Here is a 15,878-nt window from a genome sequence, read left to right on the forward strand (position 1 = left end):
ATTTGCTACTTACAAAAATCTTGCCAGTTACAAGCCTATTTTTGCGAATTTTTAACTTAAAATCATTTTATAAATGACAGTTTCGACCATATTATAAATAATTCATTAAATTTATTCTAATCTTTTTTAACAAAACTAAATGACGCTTACCAACTAATTCAGGAACATTCAATTCTATGATTTTATCCACAGAAAATTGAGCAGATAAAGCCGAAACTTCTTCCATATTATATTGACCTTTTAAAGCATAAAAAAAACCTTGATCCGTTAGTAAATGTTGACACCATTCCGTCATATCTTTTAAAGATGCAAAAGCTCTACTTAAAACCCCATCAAATTGATGATCAGGTTTAAATTCTTCAACTCGACTTAAAACAGGTTCAACATTAGTTAATTCAAGTTCACGAACTGCATTACGAATGAAACTAATACGTTTACCGAGACTATCCAATAAAAAAAACTTTTTGTCAGGGTTAATTATAGCTAAAGGTAATCCAGGTAATCCTGGGCCAGTTCCAACATCAATAAAAATATTTCCTTGTAAATAAGGACTTACAACAATACTATCCAAAATATGTTTTACCAACATTTCCATGGGATCACGCACAGATGTTAGGTTATAAGCCTTATTCCATTTGTTTAATAATAAAACCAGCTGAACTAACCGCTCTTTTTGTAAATTAGTGGGTAAAAGAGCGGTATTTTTTAACAAAAAATTTAGTTTTTCCATTAAATTCTTTTGTAAATCAGCCATTATTCACCTCGTTTCAGCATACCTTGTTTTTTTAAATTAACGAGTAAAATAGAAATAGCTGCAGGCGTAATACCTGAAATTCGACTCGCTTGACCAATAGAAATTGGGCGGTATTGTTCCAGCTTAGCACAAACTTCATTGGATAATCCCGATATATTTTTATAATCAAAATTAGCAGGAATAGCCGTATTTTCATGGCGTTTTTGACGCTCAATTTCTTCTTGTTGATGTTCAATATAACCTTGATATTTAATTGCAATTTCAACTTGTTCAACAGCTTCTTTGTCTTCCATTGCCGGTTTAAAAGGAGTAAGTGCGGTCAAAATTTGATAATTTATTTCAGGACGACGTAATAAATCTTCCCCATTTACTTCACGGACAAGTGGGCTTTTTAATATTTCATTAGCCTCATTTAAATATTCAGAACGAGGATGCAACCAGATTGAACGTAAACGTTGACGTTCCAGTTCAATATTTTCCATTTTTTGATTAAATCTTGCCCAGCGAATATCATCAATTAATCCTAATTCTCTTGCAATTGAAGTTAAACGAATATCAGCATTATCTTCACGCAACAATAAGCGATATTCTGCTCTTGAAGTAAATACTCTATAAGGTTCTTTAGTTCCTACAGTACAAAGATCATCAACCAAAACACCTATATAGGCTTGATCTCTACGAGGAAACCAACTTTCTTTTTCTTGAACAAATAAACCTGCATTAATACCAGCTAATAAACCCTGTGCAGCAGCTTCTTCATAGCCCGTTGTACCATTAATTTGACCAGCAAAAAATAAACCAGAAATAGCTTTTGTTTCCAAAGTTGGTTTTAAGTCTCTTGGATCAAAATAATCATATTCAATTGCATAACCTGGTTTAACAATTCTTGCTTTCTCTAATCCTTTCATTGAATTAACAATTTTCATTTGAACATCAAACGGCAAACTTGTTGAAATACCATTTGGATAAACTTCATTACTTGTTAAACCTTCCGGTTCTAAATAAATTTGATGAGAATTACGATCAGAAAAACGTATTACTTTATCTTCAATAGATGGGCAATAGCGTGGTCCAATACCTTCAATAACTCCTGTATACATAGGACTACGATCTAAATTTTTGCGAATCACATCATGCGTTTGATCATTGGTATGAGTTATATAGCAAGGAATTTGCTCCGGATGTTGTTCTACAGATCCCATAAAAGAAAAAACAGGTAATTTTTCATCGCCATATTGTTTAGCTAGAATATCAAAATTAATAGTACGAGCATCGATCCTCGGCGGCGTTCCTGTTTTTAAGCGATTTACTCTTAAATTTAGATCCCTAAGTTTTTTAGCAAGATTTACAGATGCAGGATCACCTGCTCGACCACCAGCATAGTTTTCTAATCCTATATGGATCTTACCGGCTAAAAATGTACCTGCAGTTAATACTACTGACTTTGCCCTAAATTTTAATCCCATTTTTGTTTCAACACCTGCAATACTATCTTTTTCTAAAATAATATCGGTTACTTCTTGTTGAAAAATATCTAGATTAGGTTGATTTTCAAGAGCAATACGTACAACTTGGCGGTAAAGAACACGATCTGCTTGAGCTCGTGTAGCTCTCACAGCAGGACCTTTGCTACTATTTAAAGTGCGAAATTGGATACCTGCTTTATCTGCAGCAGTTGCCATTAATCCGCCCATAGCATCAATTTCTTTTACTAAATGTCCCTTACCTATTCCACCAATAGCCGGATTACAAGACATTTGTCCTAAAGTATCTATATTATGAGTTAATAAAAGCGTTTTTAGTTTCATACGAGCTGTCGCTAAAGCAGCTTCTGTTCCCGCATGCCCACCACCGATTACAATGACATCGTAATTTTCTGTATAAAACATAATAGTCTAAGTGTTATTAAAGGTTTTAGAGTTCAAAATAGCGATCTATTCTACATTAAATTACAAGATAAACAAAAAGAAGAAAGAAGTAAAAGATCATCAGTTGATCTTCTTCTTAATATAAATAGAATCTTTTTATATATAAAAGTATTATTATGTATATTATTAGGATCTTTTTTTTTGTTAATAAGTGTTTTTTTATTTTTTAAAATAATAAGTTGGATCTTTTTTTTATTGTTATGATCTAGATCGTTTACAGTAAAAAATCTGTGGATATTTTTATATTTTATCCACAAATTTTTTTTAATAAAAAACTTTTTTATCTTAATAACAGGAAATTTTTTGTTTTTTATTAAAGTTATCCACAGAGTAATGTAAATTAATTGAATAAATTTAGATTAACATTTTTTAACCAGTTTTCAGCAAAATGATCAGGATCATCAACATTAATGACATCTATTTTTAAACTTTCTGTAATTTTTACAGCTTTTTTATTCAGTAAAATGTCTTCAATTTGATTCACAGCATAGCAAAAAGTATCATAATCGGAGCTTCCTAAACCAATAACAGCAAAACGTATTTGAGAAAGATCTAAGTTTTTTTGTGTAATTTCTTCAAATAGGGGTTTTAAGTTATCAGGTAGTTCACCGGAACCATGTGTTGAACTTACTATTAACCAATTTTTATGTTTAATTACATCATTTAGTGAAGGGCCATGTAATAGATTAGTCGATATACCTTTCTTATCTAGTAAGAATTGAATATGTTCGGCTACATATTCTGCACCTCCTAACGTACTTCCTGTTAGAATGCAAATTTGTTTATTCATCTTAATACCTTAATTTTAGCTAAAAAAATAGGCTTAGAATTAATCTAAGCCATTGATTTTATGAATTTAAATATTATCAATACGACCCAATAATGAACGTAATCGTTCTTGCCAGTTATGATGTTCTGTTTTTAAGTGTTCATTTTCGCTACGTAATTGCTCATTGGTTTGACGAGATAGCTCATTTTTTTCTTTTAATTCTTCAATTTCTAATTGAAGTAATTGGATTGTTTCAACAGCTTGTTTAATTTTTTCTTCTAGTTGGTCTAAAATTTCTAAAGACATAATGGTTTCCTTTTAAATAAAACTAATTTGCGTAGTTATTCTAACTCAGTTGTCTATTATTTTTAAGGAAATTTATGAAAATTTTATATGTTGTATGGCATTGTGTAATCAATCCATTATTTGTAATAGAAAATATACCGCTCTTTATGTTTTATTGGAGTATAACATCAGCAGTAAGTTGATAAAAATTAGCCTATTAAGCAAATTTTTGCTATAATCCGAGCTAATTTTTATTTATAAAAAAGAGAAATTTTATGTCAGAAAATACAACTGAAAATTATGGTGCAGGAAGCATTAAAGTTTTAAAAGGGCTTGAAGCAGTACGTACACGACCTGGAATGTATATTGGTGATACTGATGACGGTACAGGCTTACACCATATGGTTTTTGAAGTTGTAGATAATGCAATTGATGAAGCTTTAGCAGGTTATTGTAAAGATATTATTGTTACTATTCATGCAGATAACTCTGTCTCTGTGCAAGATGATGGACGTGGTATTCCTGTTGATATTCATCCTGAAGAAGGTGTTTCAGCAGCACAGGTTATTATGACAGTATTGCATGCTGGTGGAAAATTTGATGATAACTCCTACAAAGTTTCAGGAGGATTGCATGGAGTAGGGATTTCTGTTGTGAATGCCTTGTCGGATAAATTACAACTCACTATTCGCCGTCAAGGAAAAGTGCATGAACAATTTTACCATTTAGGTGATCCACAGGAACCTTTATCCGTTATTGGTGAAACGGAAAAAACAGGTACAACTGTACGCTTTTGGCCTAGTCCCACTATTTTTACTAATATTGATTTTGAATACGAAATTTTGGCAAAACGTTTACGTGAACTTTCATTTTTAAATTCAGGTGTATCAATAAAATTATTGGATAAGCGGAATGATCGTCAAGATCATTTTCACTACGAGGGCGGTATTAAGGCTTTTGTTGAATACTTAAATAAAAATAAGACGCCAATTCATCAAAAAATATTTTATTTTAGTGCGGAAAAAGACGATATTGGTGTAGAAGTAGCTTTACAGTGGAATGATAGTTATCAAGAAAATGTTTATTGTTTCACTAATAATATTCCACAACGAGACGGAGGTACTCATTTAGCCGGTTTTCGTGGTGCATTAACTAGGATTTTAAACAAATATGTAGAAGAAAATTCGAATAAAAAAGACAAAAAGGATATAGCAACTTCAGGTGATGATGCGAGAGAAGGGTTGGTTGCTATTGTTTCTGTTAAAGTACCGGATCCAAAATTTTCTTCACAAACAAAAGATAAACTTGTGTCTTCTGAAGTAAGAGCTCCAGTCGAGTCTGTTATGAGTGATTATTTACAAGAATTTTTGGAAGAAAATCCAAATGATGCCAAAATTATTGTAATGAAAATTATTGAAGCTGCTCGGGCAAGAGAAGCCGCTCGCAAAGCTCGTGAAATGACACGTAGAAAAGGTGCTTTGGATATAGCAGGTCTTCCAGGAAAATTAGCTGATTGTCAGGAACGTGATCCTGCTTTATCTGAATTATATCTTGTAGAGGGTGATTCAGCGGGAGGTTCTGCTAAACAAGGACGTAATCGTCAAAATCAGGCTATTTTGCCATTAAAAGGAAAAATACTTAATGTAGAAAAAGCTCGATTTGATAAAATGTTATCTTCTCAAGAAGTGGGAACTTTAATAACCGCACTTGGTTGTGGTATAGGCAGAGATGAATATAATCCTGATAAATTACGTTATCATAGTATTATTATTATGACCGATGCAGATGTAGATGGTTCTCATATTCGTACATTGTTATTGACTTTCTTTTATCGTCAATTACCGGAATTAATTGAACGTGGTCATGTTTATATTGCACAACCTCCTTTATATAAAGTGAAAAAAGGTAAACAAGAGCAATACATTAAAGATGATGAAGAAATGCAACAGTTTGAGTTAAATTTGGCATTAGAAGGATCCTCTCTTTATGTAAATGAAAATGCTCCGGCAATGAACGGAATAGCATTAGAAAAACTTATTTCGGAATATAATTCAGTACAAAAGATGATTAGCCGTTTATCTTTTCATTATCCAGAAATATTATTGAAATCATTAATTTATCAAAAAGCATTAACTAATGAAATGATGATTGATGAAAGTGTGGTTGATTTTTGGGCTAAATCTTTAGTTAATATTTTAACTGACAAAAAAATAAGCGGTAGTAGTTACAAATATCGTATTGTATTTAACAATGAACGTCATTTATATGAAGTAGTTATCATTATTCGTACCCATGGTATAGAAAAAAATTATTTTTTGAATTTTGAATTTTTAAATGGAACTGAATATAGCCGTATTGTTAAATTAGGTAACCAACTACAGGGTTTATTAGAAAAAGGAGCTTATGTATCTCGTGGTGAACGTCAACAATCGGTTTCGTCTTTTGAACAAGCTATCGAATGGCTGACAAAAGAATCTCGCCGAGGTCTGATTATTCAACGCTATAAAGGGCTAGGAGAAATGAATTCAGATCAGTTATTTGAAACAACTATGGATCCAAATAAGCGTACAATGTTAAAAGTATCGATTAAAGATGCTGTTGCAGCGGATCAATTATTTACCACTTTAATGGGAGATGAAGTAGAACCTCGACGTGAATTTATTGAAATGAATGCACTAAGAGCTAATTTAGATATTTAATTTTATTTTTTATTTATCAATTTTGGAATTAATAGAGGTTTTTGATGTGTACAGTTATGCAGAAAGAAGTATTAATTGAAATGATTGCTAATACTATGGCTACGATCAATGTAATAACAGAACCTAAAGCAGAAAATAATGAGGATCAGAATTATTTGATGAACTTAAGAAATGATTTGTATAGTACTCATCATGATGACATTGATTATAATCTCTTATCAATGACAGTAAAGAATATCAAAGATAAATATATAGGTTTGCCTGTTCATAAATATTATGCGTAGGTGATAAGCATAATAAATAAACTCTTGATTTGTATGAATATTATTTGTAAATAAAAAGATCCCCTTAAAAAGGGGGATCTTTATTTTTTTGTTGTTCTAAAAAATTGATGTTCTTTAATTAACGCAAGAAAGGGTTGAGCAAAACGTTTTAATTTAATATCGCCGACACCATTAATTTGTATCATTTCTTGTTCTGTTATTGGTTGGTATTGTGCCATTTCTTGTAATGTTGCATCGTTAAATACTATATAAGGAGGAATATTTTCTTTGTCTGCTATTTTTTTACGCAAAAAACGTAATCGAGCAAAGAGATCTTTATCGTAATTTGTGACCGCTCTTTTTGGTATAGTAACGGCATTAGTAATAGAAGATATCCTTGGTGTTGCTAATTGCAATGGTTGTTCACCTCGTAAAATAGGCAATGAATCTAATGTGAGTTGTAATGTTATATTAAAATGGTCAATTACTTGTTTTATCAGACCTAAATGGATTAATTGTCGAATAACTGATTGCCAATATTCTCTACTACGATCTTTACCAATGCCGAAAACGCTTAGTTTATCATGTTGATATTCTTTAATTTTTTGATTTTGGGAACCACGCAGTACAGCAATAATATACATTGCCCCGAAACGTTGCCCCACTCGATAGATTGCTGACATTACTTTTTGTGCATCAACCAATCCATCATATTTTTTCGGAGGATCTAAACAAATATCACAGTTATTACAAGGTTTTTGTTGATATTCGCCAAAGTAATTTAATAGAACTAAACGCCGACAAATTTGGCTTTCAGCAAATTCCCCTATGGATTGTAATTTATGTAGTTCTATTTGACGTTGCGGTATATCTGGTTTTTCTAAAAGTACTTTTTGTAACCAAGCGTAATCTGCAGGTTCGTAAAATAAGACAGCTTCAGCTGGTAAATCATCTCGCCCCGCTCGTCCTGTTTCCTGATAGTATGCCTCGATACTTCGAGGTAGATCAAAATGAGCGACGAAACGCACGTTAGATTTATTAATTCCCATTCCAAAAGCAATTGTTGCAACAACAATTTGTACATTATCATGTTGAAAAGCACGTTGAACAAATTCTCGTTGCTCATTACTCATACCAGCATGATAAGCTTCAGCTGATATTCCTTTTTGGCGTAGACTTTCTGCAATTCGTTCAACCTTATTACGACTATTACAATAAATAATTCCATTTTTCCCTTTTTGTTTTGCGATAAATTGAGAAAGTTGCTCCATAGGTTTAAATTTTTCAACTAAGGAGTAACGAATATTTGGACGATCAAAACTACCGATATAAATATGGGGATTAGATAATTTAAGATGAATAAGGATATCTTGTCGGGTTGCCTGATCTGCTGTTGCAGTTAGTGCCATTATTGGTGCATCAGGAAAACTTGCTTTCAATCCTCCTAATTGAGTATATTCTGGGCGAAAATCGTGTCCCCACTGTGAAATACAATGGGTTTCATCAACGGCAATAAAACTGACTTTGCAATGAGAAATAAAATGAAAAAAGCTGGTTGTTAAGGCTTTTTCTGGAGATATATAAAGCAACTTTAATTTTCCTGACATTGCTTTATTTTGAACCAACTGTTGTTGTTCAAATGTTTGACTGGAATTTAAATAATCAGCATTTATACCATTTGCTAATAACTGATCTACTTGGTCTTTCATTAATGAAATTAGAGGAGAAATCACTAAAGTTAAACCGGAGAAACAAAGAGCGGGAATTTGATAGCATAAGGACTTTCCGCCACCTGTTGCCATAATAACTAAACTGTCCTTTTTAGCTAAAGTTGCTTCGATAACTTCCAGTTGTCCTTTACGGAAGGACTGATACCCAAAAACAGAATGTAAAATATCAAGTGCGGTAGATTTTTCCACAGAATCTTGGCTAAAATCTACCGCACTTTTTTGTTGCTTCCATTCTTCAACTGACATTAAGAAAAATTCACCTGTTCACCATGAGCCAAACAAGCTTGTTCTAAACATTGCCAAAACAATTTTCCATCCTGAGCAATCCATTGATTATTTTTAAAGGCAAAATGAAAACCTCCAGCCTTGCTTGCAAGCCATAATTCTAATAATGGTTCTTGTTTATTTACAACAATTTGGCTACGATCAGCGAAAGTAATAGTAAAAACCGAACCTTGAGTATCACAATCTACATCACAACCTTGTTCTTCTAATTGTTCTTCTATTTGCAACCAAACTTGTTCGATATTTTGGTGATATTCTGCTATGTTCATAAAGTTTACCTATCAATAAAAAAGAATAACAAAAGATTATAAAGATTTTTATAAGATAGTGATAGCACAAAGGCATTTTTAATGGTAAAAAGTGCAAGTTTTTTAATTAACAAGGATATAAGCAATGAAAAAAATAATTTCAATTTTATTACTTAGTGCAATAGCTTTTGGTGTGTCAGGTTGTGGTGTTAAAGGATCATTATATTTTTCAGAAACAGAACAAAATCAACAAAAAGTTAATTCAAAATTAAAGTAATCAATATGTAAGGATAACATTATGGATTTTTTTCTATATAAAGATGGACACTTAATGGCAGAAAATGTCTCTGTGAAAAAAATTGCAGAGCAATTTGGCACACCTGCTTATATTTATTCACGAGCAACTTTAGAGCGTCATTGGCATGCTTTTGATAATGCTTTAGGAGATCACCCTCATTTAATTTGTTTTGCCGTTAAATCCAATCCTAATATAGCCATTTTAAATATTATGGCAAGGTTGGGATCAGGTTTTGATATTGTGTCTCAAGGTGAACTTGAGCGAGTATTATTTGCTGGAGGTGATCCTAAAAAAGTGGTTTTTTCTGGTGTGGCAAAATCAGAACAAGAAATTGCACGTGCATTGGAAGTAGGTATTCGCTGTTTTAATGTGGAAAGTGCGGCTGAATTAACAAAAATAAATCAGGTTGCAAGAAAAATGGGGAAAATTGCCTCTATTTCTTTGCGAGTAAATCCTGATGTTGATGCTCATACTCATCCTTATATTTCGACTGGTCTAAAAGAAAATAAATTCGGTGTAAGTGTTGAACAGGCTCGAGAAGTTTATCGCCAAGCAAGTCAATTGGAAAATATAAAAATTGTAGGAATAGATTGCCATATTGGTTCACAACTGACAGAACTTCAACCTTTTTTAGATGCTACAGATCGTTTAATTGTTCTTATGGAGCAATTAAAAAAAGATGGAATAACATTAGAACACGTGGATTTAGGCGGTGGTTTAGGGGTAACTTATAGTGATGAGAAAGCACCACATCCAAGTGAATATGCTACAGCTTTGCTGGAAAAATTAAAAAATTATCAAAATTTGGAAATTATTTTGGAGCCAGGTAGGGCAATTACCGCAAATGCAGGTATTTTACTCACTAGAGTGGAATATATAAAGAGTAATGAAAGTCGTCATTTTGCCATCGTTGATACAGGAATGAATGATATGATCAGACCGGCTTTATATCAGGCTTACATGAATATCATTGAAGTTGACCGCACTTTGTCGAGAGAAACTAAAGTATATGATGTAGTCGGTCCAATTTGTGAAACATCGGATTTTCTAGGAAAACAACGCTCTCTTGCAATTGCACAAGGAGATTTTATCGTACAACGATCAGCCGGTGCTTATGGTGCAAGTATGGCATCAACTTATAATTCTCGTCCACGAGCTATTGAAATAATGGTTGATGGAGAGCAAGTTCATTTAATTAAACGTCGAGAGGAGTTTGCTGAATTGTGGCATTTAGAAAAATTACTGGAAATGTAAATTTTTCTCGTAAATTTCAACTAACTAAAATTGAGTTTTTATTCTGTTGTTACACTGTGTTTTTGGCAACAAAAATTAGAATATAAAATAAAACAATATAAAAAACTGAATAATTAAAAATAAACAATATTTAATTCCAATTAAATATAATTAATTAATAAAAAAAGATATTTAATCTAAATTTTTGTTGTTGACTGGATAAAATATTTTGTTATATTGCTAAACCTTCTGTAATGAAATAAAAAATATAAAAGGTCTATAAAATGAAAGATACAACACAAAAGCGAGAAACATTTTCCGGTCGTCGTGCATTTATCTTAGCAGCGATTGGATCTGCCGTTGGTTTAGGAAATATTTGGCGTTTTCCTTATACTACTTATGAAAATGGGGGTGGTGCATTTATCATTCCTTATTTAATTGCGTTATTAACCGCAGGTATTCCATTACTTTTCTTAGATTATGCTATTGGACATCGTCATCGTGGTGGTGCACCTTTATCTTACCGTCGTTTTAACCCGCACTTTGAAACATTTGGTTGGTGGCAAGTATTGGTTAATTTTATTATTGGTATTTATTATGCCGTTATTTTGGGTTGGGCTGCTAGCTATACCTATTTTTCAATAAATAACTTTTGGGGAGATAAGCCTATAGAGTTTTTCCTGAATGAATTCTTAAAAATGGGTGATATTACTCAAGGTGTTAGTTTTGAATTTGTAGGAATGGTGACAGGTCCATTAATTGCTGTCTGGCTGATTGCTTTAGGAATATTAGCACTAGGTGTACAAAAAGGAATTGCAAAATCATCAAGTATTTTAATGCCTATTCTTGTCATAATGTTTGTAATTCTCGTTGTTTCATCATTATTTTTGCCCGGTGCGGAAAAAGGATTAGATGCGTTATTTTCACCAGATTGGTCTAAATTATCCGATCCTAGTGTATGGATTGCGGCATACGGACAAATATTTTTCTCACTCTCGATTTGTTTCGGTATTATGATTACCTATGCTTCTTATCTGAAAAAAGACTCCGATTTAACAGGTAGTGGATTAGTTGTAGGTTTTGCAAATAGTAGCTTTGAATTGTTAGCAGGCATAGGCGTTTTTGCTGCACTTGGTTTTATGGCAGCGACAGCAGGACAGGAAGTTAGTGATGTAGCAAAAGGAGGAATTGGTCTAGCATTTTTTGCTTTCCCAACAATTATTAATCAATCACCTTTTGGTGAATTTATTGGTGTATTATTCTTCGGTTCTTTAACTTTTGCAGCTTTAACTTCATTTATTTCTGTTATTGAAGTAATTATTTCCGCAGTACAAGATAAACTAAGAATACGTCGAGTAAAAGTTACTTTTATTGTTGGTTTACCAATGATGTTTTGTTCAGTGATTTTGTTTGGTACTACTACAGGTTTACCAATGCTTGATGTGTTAGATAAATTTGTAAACTATTTTGGTATTGTGGCTGTAGCATTTGTTTCATTAGTTGCTATTGTTTCCAACGAAAAATTAACTTCATTGGGTAATCACTTAAATGAAACATCTTCTTTTAAAGTTGGTTTTATCTGGCGTTTATGTATTGTTTTAACAACAGGTATTCTAGCATTTATGTTATTTAGCGAAGGTGCAAAAGTATTCTCTGAAGGTTATGAAGGTTATCCTGCTTGGTTTGTAAATATTTTTGGATGGGGTATGTCGTTAAGTTTATTAGTTGCAGCATTCTTACTTTCCCGTTTGAAATGGAAAGATGAAGCATTAACACACAAAAAAGGAGAATAAAAATGAGTAACAGTGCTATTATGATGATGATCATCTCTTTGGTAATTATTTGGGGTGGTTTAGTTGTATCAATATTAAGATTACCTAAAGAATGATAAATTTCAAATAAAAATACCGCACTTTGATCTGCACTCTAAAAGATAGGGTTAATTTCCCATCTGATTAAAGTGCAGATTTTTTATGATTTCATATTAATAGTAGTAGGTTATAAATTCCTTAACCGTCATCTATTCTCGCATGAGTGATGACAGTAAAATTATGCTGAAATAGCAATTTTCAAGGTGAGTTCATGGGATGGGTATCGATCCATCATTGATCATCATCAACCAAGTTAAACGAAAACAGTATCGCAAGTGCAGTGGAGTTTTTTGATAACATACTCTTTGGTTAATAACTGATTTAACCTTAATAATTTTTTGAGTCTAGTTTTAGTTTTGTGACAATGAAAAAATCCCAAAACTTGAAATAAAAAATGATTTTATATTGATTTAGTGATGAATCCCCTGCTTTTAAACAGGGGAGGGTGATTTTATTGTAAAAGTATAATCTCAACAGGTTTTAATCCTGCTCTCTCTAGACCTTTATTAAGTTTCTTTAAAGCCTGTTCTTTTTCTGTTTTAGTCAATACATTGACATTCTTGTATAAAAGTGCGGCAGTAAGATTCCAAAATAAAATGAGATTTACAGGAATACCTGAGAGTTTTAACTCTATGTAGCAATTTGCTGCTCCTTTTAATTTAAAGGATTTTATATCTTTAATGTGTATTTTAGAAAGAAGCCTTTCGTGTTTTATCGAAAGATTTGGGAGATCTTTTATTCTTTTTTTCCGAGCAAGTTCTTGTGCAATTTTCTTTGCTCTAGTTTGAGCAATAGATAGATAGAGAATTTGACGAAAATGTTCCTTATTCTGTGTAATTTCTTTTGGCAATAGATAATAATTTCCTATATTTAGTTGAGGGTTTGGGGTTAAAGCTAAATATGATAAAGCACCTAGGCTTTCTAGGTATTTAGCTAATTCCTTCTCTGCTCGAATATAAAATTTTCCTTGCTGGTATAAACCAAACATAAGACCTTTCTTAAATAAACCATAACCAGAAAAAAGATTTTTCACAGTTATAGTTCCTATCAATTCGGTAAGTTCACTTCTAATATTTTCAGTGTCTTTTAATGATTTGGTCATATATAATTCAACCTCATTTATTGTGACAAAATAAATAAAAACCTTTTGATTAGAAAAAATCTCCAATCAAGATAAGTTATAACACAGAGAGTGGATTTTATTTTAAATAACTTTCTAATTTTGTTAAAGTTTGTGATAGAGATCGAGAATTTATAAAAAAGTTTGCTATTTTCTTTAGATTTTTTAGAGAAATGATAAAATGTGCTACCGATGGTTTACATTATCATTATAATTGTTTAAAAACCAAACAAAAAGATTAAAAAAAGAGAAAAGTAATCAAATTTTGATAAAAAATATAAAAAAAGCTTGCATTGAAATATAAAATGCCTATAATGCACGGCACACAACGACACGCTGTTGTGAGAGGTTAAGCAGTGTGTCGTTATTTTTTGTTCTTTAACAAACTATCAGACAAACTGTGTGGGCACTTGTGAGACTGTATTGATAAGAGATTAAAAGAGTAAGATAAGTGCTTAAACTAGAGAAATTCATAGAGAAAATGTGGATGAAATAGTCAGTATTTATTGAGCGAAGAGATTAAATTGAAGAGTTTGATCATGGCTCAGATTGAACGCTGGCGGCAGGCTTAACACATGCAAGTCGAACGGTAACGGGGAGGGAGATTACTTTCTCTGCTGACGAGTGGCGGACGGGTGAGTAAAGCTTGGGAATCTGGCGAATGGAGGGGGATAGCCACGGGAAACTGTGGGTAATACCGCGTAATGTCTAAGGACTAAAGGGGTGGGACTGTGAGGCCACCTGCCATTTGATGAGCCCAAGTGGGATTAGGTAGTTGGTGAGGTAAGGGCTCACCAAGCTGACGATCTCTAGCTGGTCTGAGAGGATGGCCAGCCACACTGGAACTGAGACACGGTCCAGACTCCTACGGGAGGCAGCAGTGGGGAATATTGCGCAATGGGGGGAACCCTGACGCAGCCATGCCGCGTGAATGAAGAAGGCCTTCGGGTTGTAAAGTTCTTTCGGTGATGAGGAAGGCGATTAGTTTAAGAGATTAATTGATTGACGATAATCACAGAAGAAGCACCGGCTAACTCCGTGCCAGCAGCCGCGGTAATACGGAGGGTGCGAGCGTTAATCGGAATGACTGGGCGTAAAGGGCACGCAGGTGGTGACTTAAGTGAGGTGTGAAATCCCCGGGCTTAACCTGGGAACAGCATTTCAGACTGGGTGACTAGAGTACTTTAGGGAGGGGTAGAATTCCACGTGTAGCGGTGAAATGCGTAGAGATGTGGAGGAATACCGAAGGCGAAGGCAGCCCCTTGGGAAGATACTGACGCTCGAGTGCGAAAGCGTGGGGAGCAAACAGGATTAGATACCCTGGTAGTCCACGCTGTAAACGATGTCGATTTGGGGATTGGGTGAATACTTGGTGCCCGAAGCTAACGTGATAAATCGACCGCCTGGGGAGTACGGCCGCAAGGTTAAAACTCAAATGAATTGACGGGGGCCCGCACAAGCGGTGGAGCATGTGGTTTAATTCGATGCAACGCGAAGAACCTTACCTACTCTTGACATCCTAAGAAGCCGCCAGAGATGGTGGTGTGCCTACGGGAGCTTAGAGACAGGTGCTGCATGGCCGTCGTCAGCTCGTGTTGTGAAATGTTGGGTTAAGTCCCGCAACGAGCGCAACCCTTATCCTTTGTTGCCAGCATGTTAGGGTGGGAACTCAAAGGAGACTGCCGGTGATAAACTGGAGGAAGGTGGGGATGACGTCAAGTCATCATGGCCCTTACGAGTAGGGCTACACACGTGCTACAATGGCGTATACAGAGGGAGGCGAGCCTGCGAGGGTAAGCGAAGCTCAGAAAGTACGTCTAAGTCCGGATTGGAGTCTGGAACTCGACTCCATGAAGTCGGAATCGCTAGTAATCGCGGATCAGAATGTCGCGGTGAATACGTTCCCGGGCCTTGTACACACCGCCCGTCACACCATGGGAGTGGGTTGTACCAGAAGTAGATAGCTTAACGAAAGGGGGCGTTTACCACGGTATGGTTCATGACTGGGGTGAAGTCGTAACAAGGTAACCGTAGGGGAACCTGCGGTTGGATCACCTCCTTATAAGAGAAGTAATCACGAGTGTTCACACAGATTGTCTGATAGGTAAGAGAGGGCGGGAGAGCATCGTTGAATGTTGTCCCCATCGTCTAGAGGCCTAGGACATCGCCCTTTCACGGCGGTAACCGGGGTTCGAATCCCCGTGGGGACGCCATTTAAGGATACTTTTGAAGTGTCTCTAAAGAAGTTCTTTAACAATATAGAAACAAGCTGAAAACTGAGAGATTTTCGAGAGGAAGTCTGAGTAGGGTATACTTAGTCTGAAAGGTGGCTAAGTATGCTAGAGATACGAGAAGGGATGATGAAGTTATTGATAGAGCGGAACATTCAAGATTG

At 34.3% G+C, this 15,878-nt stretch carries 13 protein-coding genes, 1 tRNA gene and 1 rRNA gene; 8 read left to right on the forward strand and 7 right to left on the reverse strand.

Features of this window, described 5'->3' with window-relative positions; genetic code table 11:
- Positions 1 to 91 precede the first annotated feature (91 nt).
- The 4 genes from rsmG to zapB all read right to left on the reverse strand — a co-directional run bounded on the left by rsmG (position 92) and on the right by zapB (position 3,757).
- On the reverse strand, positions 92 to 754 hold the full coding sequence (gene rsmG / locus HSM_RS09565) for a 16S rRNA (guanine(527)-N(7))-methyltransferase RsmG (protein WP_012340947.1): 663 nt from the start codon (positions 752 to 754) through the stop codon (positions 92 to 94).
- The gene (gene mnmG / locus HSM_RS09570; protein WP_012340948.1) at positions 754 to 2,643 is read right to left on the reverse strand and encodes a tRNA uridine-5-carboxymethylaminomethyl(34) synthesis enzyme MnmG; all 1,890 of its coding nucleotides are present in this window, start codon (positions 2,641 to 2,643) and stop codon (positions 754 to 756) included. The genes rsmG and mnmG overlap by 1 nt, the downstream gene beginning before the upstream one ends.
- Before the next feature lie 379 nt (positions 2,644 to 3,022).
- A complete protein-coding gene (mioC, locus tag HSM_RS09575) occupies positions 3,023 to 3,472 on the reverse strand; it encodes an FMN-binding protein MioC (RefSeq protein WP_012340949.1) in 450 nt (149 codons plus the stop codon).
- 66 nt (positions 3,473 to 3,538) lie between these two features.
- Positions 3,539 to 3,757 (reverse strand): cell division protein ZapB, encoded by a 219-nt coding sequence (gene zapB / locus HSM_RS09580; RefSeq protein WP_011609851.1) that lies wholly within the window; start codon positions 3,755 to 3,757, stop codon positions 3,539 to 3,541.
- Positions 3,758 to 4,011: 254 nt separating this feature from the next.
- Between zapB and gyrB the strand changes: the two genes are divergently transcribed.
- Positions 4,012 to 6,435, forward strand: a complete 2,424-nt coding sequence (gyrB, locus tag HSM_RS09585; RefSeq protein ID WP_012340951.1) for a DNA topoisomerase (ATP-hydrolyzing) subunit B — start codon at positions 4,012 to 4,014, stop codon at positions 6,433 to 6,435.
- A 56-nt stretch (positions 6,436 to 6,491) separates the two neighbouring features.
- Positions 6,492 to 6,719: a hypothetical protein gene (locus HSM_RS09590; protein ID WP_233145369.1), complete on the forward strand. Its 228-nt coding sequence runs from the start codon at positions 6,492 to 6,494 to the stop codon at positions 6,717 to 6,719.
- Between the two features lie 80 nt (positions 6,720 to 6,799).
- Here the strand turns inward: HSM_RS09590 and recQ are convergent, their stop codons facing one another.
- Positions 6,800 to 8,674: a DNA helicase RecQ gene (gene recQ, locus HSM_RS09595; RefSeq protein WP_012340952.1), complete on the reverse strand. Its 1,875-nt coding sequence runs from the start codon at positions 8,672 to 8,674 to the stop codon at positions 6,800 to 6,802.
- On the reverse strand, positions 8,674 to 8,982 hold the full coding sequence (gene cyaY / locus HSM_RS09600; protein WP_012340953.1) for an iron donor protein CyaY: 309 nt from the start codon (positions 8,980 to 8,982) through the stop codon (positions 8,674 to 8,676). Before cyaY ends, recQ begins: the two co-directional genes overlap by 1 nt.
- Before the next feature lie 124 nt (positions 8,983 to 9,106).
- Here cyaY and lptM point away from each other — a divergent pair, with 124 nt between their 5' ends.
- The 4 genes from lptM (at position 9,107) to HSM_RS10710 (ending at position 12,380) form a co-directional block, all read left to right on the forward strand.
- Positions 9,107 to 9,238, forward strand: a complete 132-nt coding sequence (gene lptM, locus HSM_RS10705) for an LPS translocon maturation chaperone LptM (protein ID WP_012340954.1) — start codon at positions 9,107 to 9,109, stop codon at positions 9,236 to 9,238.
- Positions 9,239 to 9,259: 21 nt separating this feature from the next.
- Positions 9,260 to 10,513, forward strand: coding sequence for a diaminopimelate decarboxylase (lysA, locus tag HSM_RS09605; protein WP_012340955.1), 1,254 nt, complete (start codon positions 9,260 to 9,262; stop codon positions 10,511 to 10,513).
- 263 nt (positions 10,514 to 10,776) lie between these two features.
- Complete coding sequence (locus tag HSM_RS09610; RefSeq protein ID WP_011609857.1) at positions 10,777 to 12,285, forward strand: sodium-dependent transporter; 1,509 nt, start codon at positions 10,777 to 10,779, stop codon at positions 12,283 to 12,285.
- 2 nt (positions 12,286 to 12,287) lie between these two features.
- Positions 12,288 to 12,380: a methionine/alanine import family NSS transporter small subunit gene (locus HSM_RS10710; RefSeq protein WP_041604420.1), complete on the forward strand. Its 93-nt coding sequence runs from the start codon at positions 12,288 to 12,290 to the stop codon at positions 12,378 to 12,380.
- A gap of 434 nt (positions 12,381 to 12,814) precedes the next feature.
- On the opposite strand, the gene HSM_RS09620 is transcribed toward HSM_RS10710, so the two are convergent.
- Positions 12,815 to 13,465, reverse strand: a complete 651-nt coding sequence (locus tag HSM_RS09620; RefSeq protein ID WP_012340956.1) for a TfoX/Sxy family DNA transformation protein — start codon at positions 13,463 to 13,465, stop codon at positions 12,815 to 12,817.
- Positions 13,466 to 14,004: 539 nt separating this feature from the next.
- On the opposite strand from HSM_RS09620, the gene HSM_RS09625 reads away from it, so the two are divergent.
- Both HSM_RS09625 and HSM_RS09630 read left to right on the forward strand, forming a co-directional pair.
- A 16S ribosomal RNA gene (locus HSM_RS09625) occupies positions 14,005 to 15,545 on the forward strand.
- A 75-nt stretch (positions 15,546 to 15,620) separates the two neighbouring features.
- Positions 15,621 to 15,696, forward strand: a tRNA-Glu gene (locus HSM_RS09630).
- The last annotated feature ends 182 nt before the right edge of the window (positions 15,697 to 15,878 follow it).

The sequence above is a fragment of the Histophilus somni 2336 genome, from assembly GCF_000019405.1.
Lineage (GTDB): Bacteria > Pseudomonadota > Gammaproteobacteria > Enterobacterales > Pasteurellaceae > Histophilus > Histophilus somni.

Coding starts and splice junctions, on each gene's coding strand:
- HSM_RS09620 (WP_012340956.1), bottom strand. CDS start 13,465: ATGACCAAATCATTAAAAGACACTGAAAATATTAGAAGTGAACTTACC.
- recQ (WP_012340952.1), bottom strand. CDS start 8,674: ATGTCAGTTGAAGAATGGAAGCAACAAAAAAGTGCGGTAGATTTTAGC.
- cyaY (WP_012340953.1), bottom strand. CDS start 8,982: ATGAACATAGCAGAATATCACCAAAATATCGAACAAGTTTGGTTGCAA.
- HSM_RS09590 (WP_233145369.1), top strand. CDS start 6,492: ATGCAGAAAGAAGTATTAATTGAAATGATTGCTAATACTATGGCTACG.
- lptM (WP_012340954.1), top strand. CDS start 9,107: ATGAAAAAAATAATTTCAATTTTATTACTTAGTGCAATAGCTTTTGGT.
- HSM_RS09610 (WP_011609857.1), top strand. CDS start 10,777: ATGAAAGATACAACACAAAAGCGAGAAACATTTTCCGGTCGTCGTGCA.
- mnmG (WP_012340948.1), bottom strand. CDS start 2,643: ATGTTTTATACAGAAAATTACGATGTCATTGTAATCGGTGGTGGGCAT.
- mioC (WP_012340949.1), bottom strand. CDS start 3,472: ATGAATAAACAAATTTGCATTCTAACAGGAAGTACGTTAGGAGGTGCA.
- HSM_RS10710 (WP_041604420.1), top strand. CDS start 12,288: ATGAGTAACAGTGCTATTATGATGATGATCATCTCTTTGGTAATTATT.
- rsmG (WP_012340947.1), bottom strand. CDS start 754: ATGGCTGATTTACAAAAGAATTTAATGGAAAAACTAAATTTTTTGTTA.
- lysA (WP_012340955.1), top strand. CDS start 9,260: ATGGATTTTTTTCTATATAAAGATGGACACTTAATGGCAGAAAATGTC.
- gyrB (WP_012340951.1), top strand. CDS start 4,012: ATGTCAGAAAATACAACTGAAAATTATGGTGCAGGAAGCATTAAAGTT.
- zapB (WP_011609851.1), bottom strand. CDS start 3,757: ATGTCTTTAGAAATTTTAGACCAACTAGAAGAAAAAATTAAACAAGCT.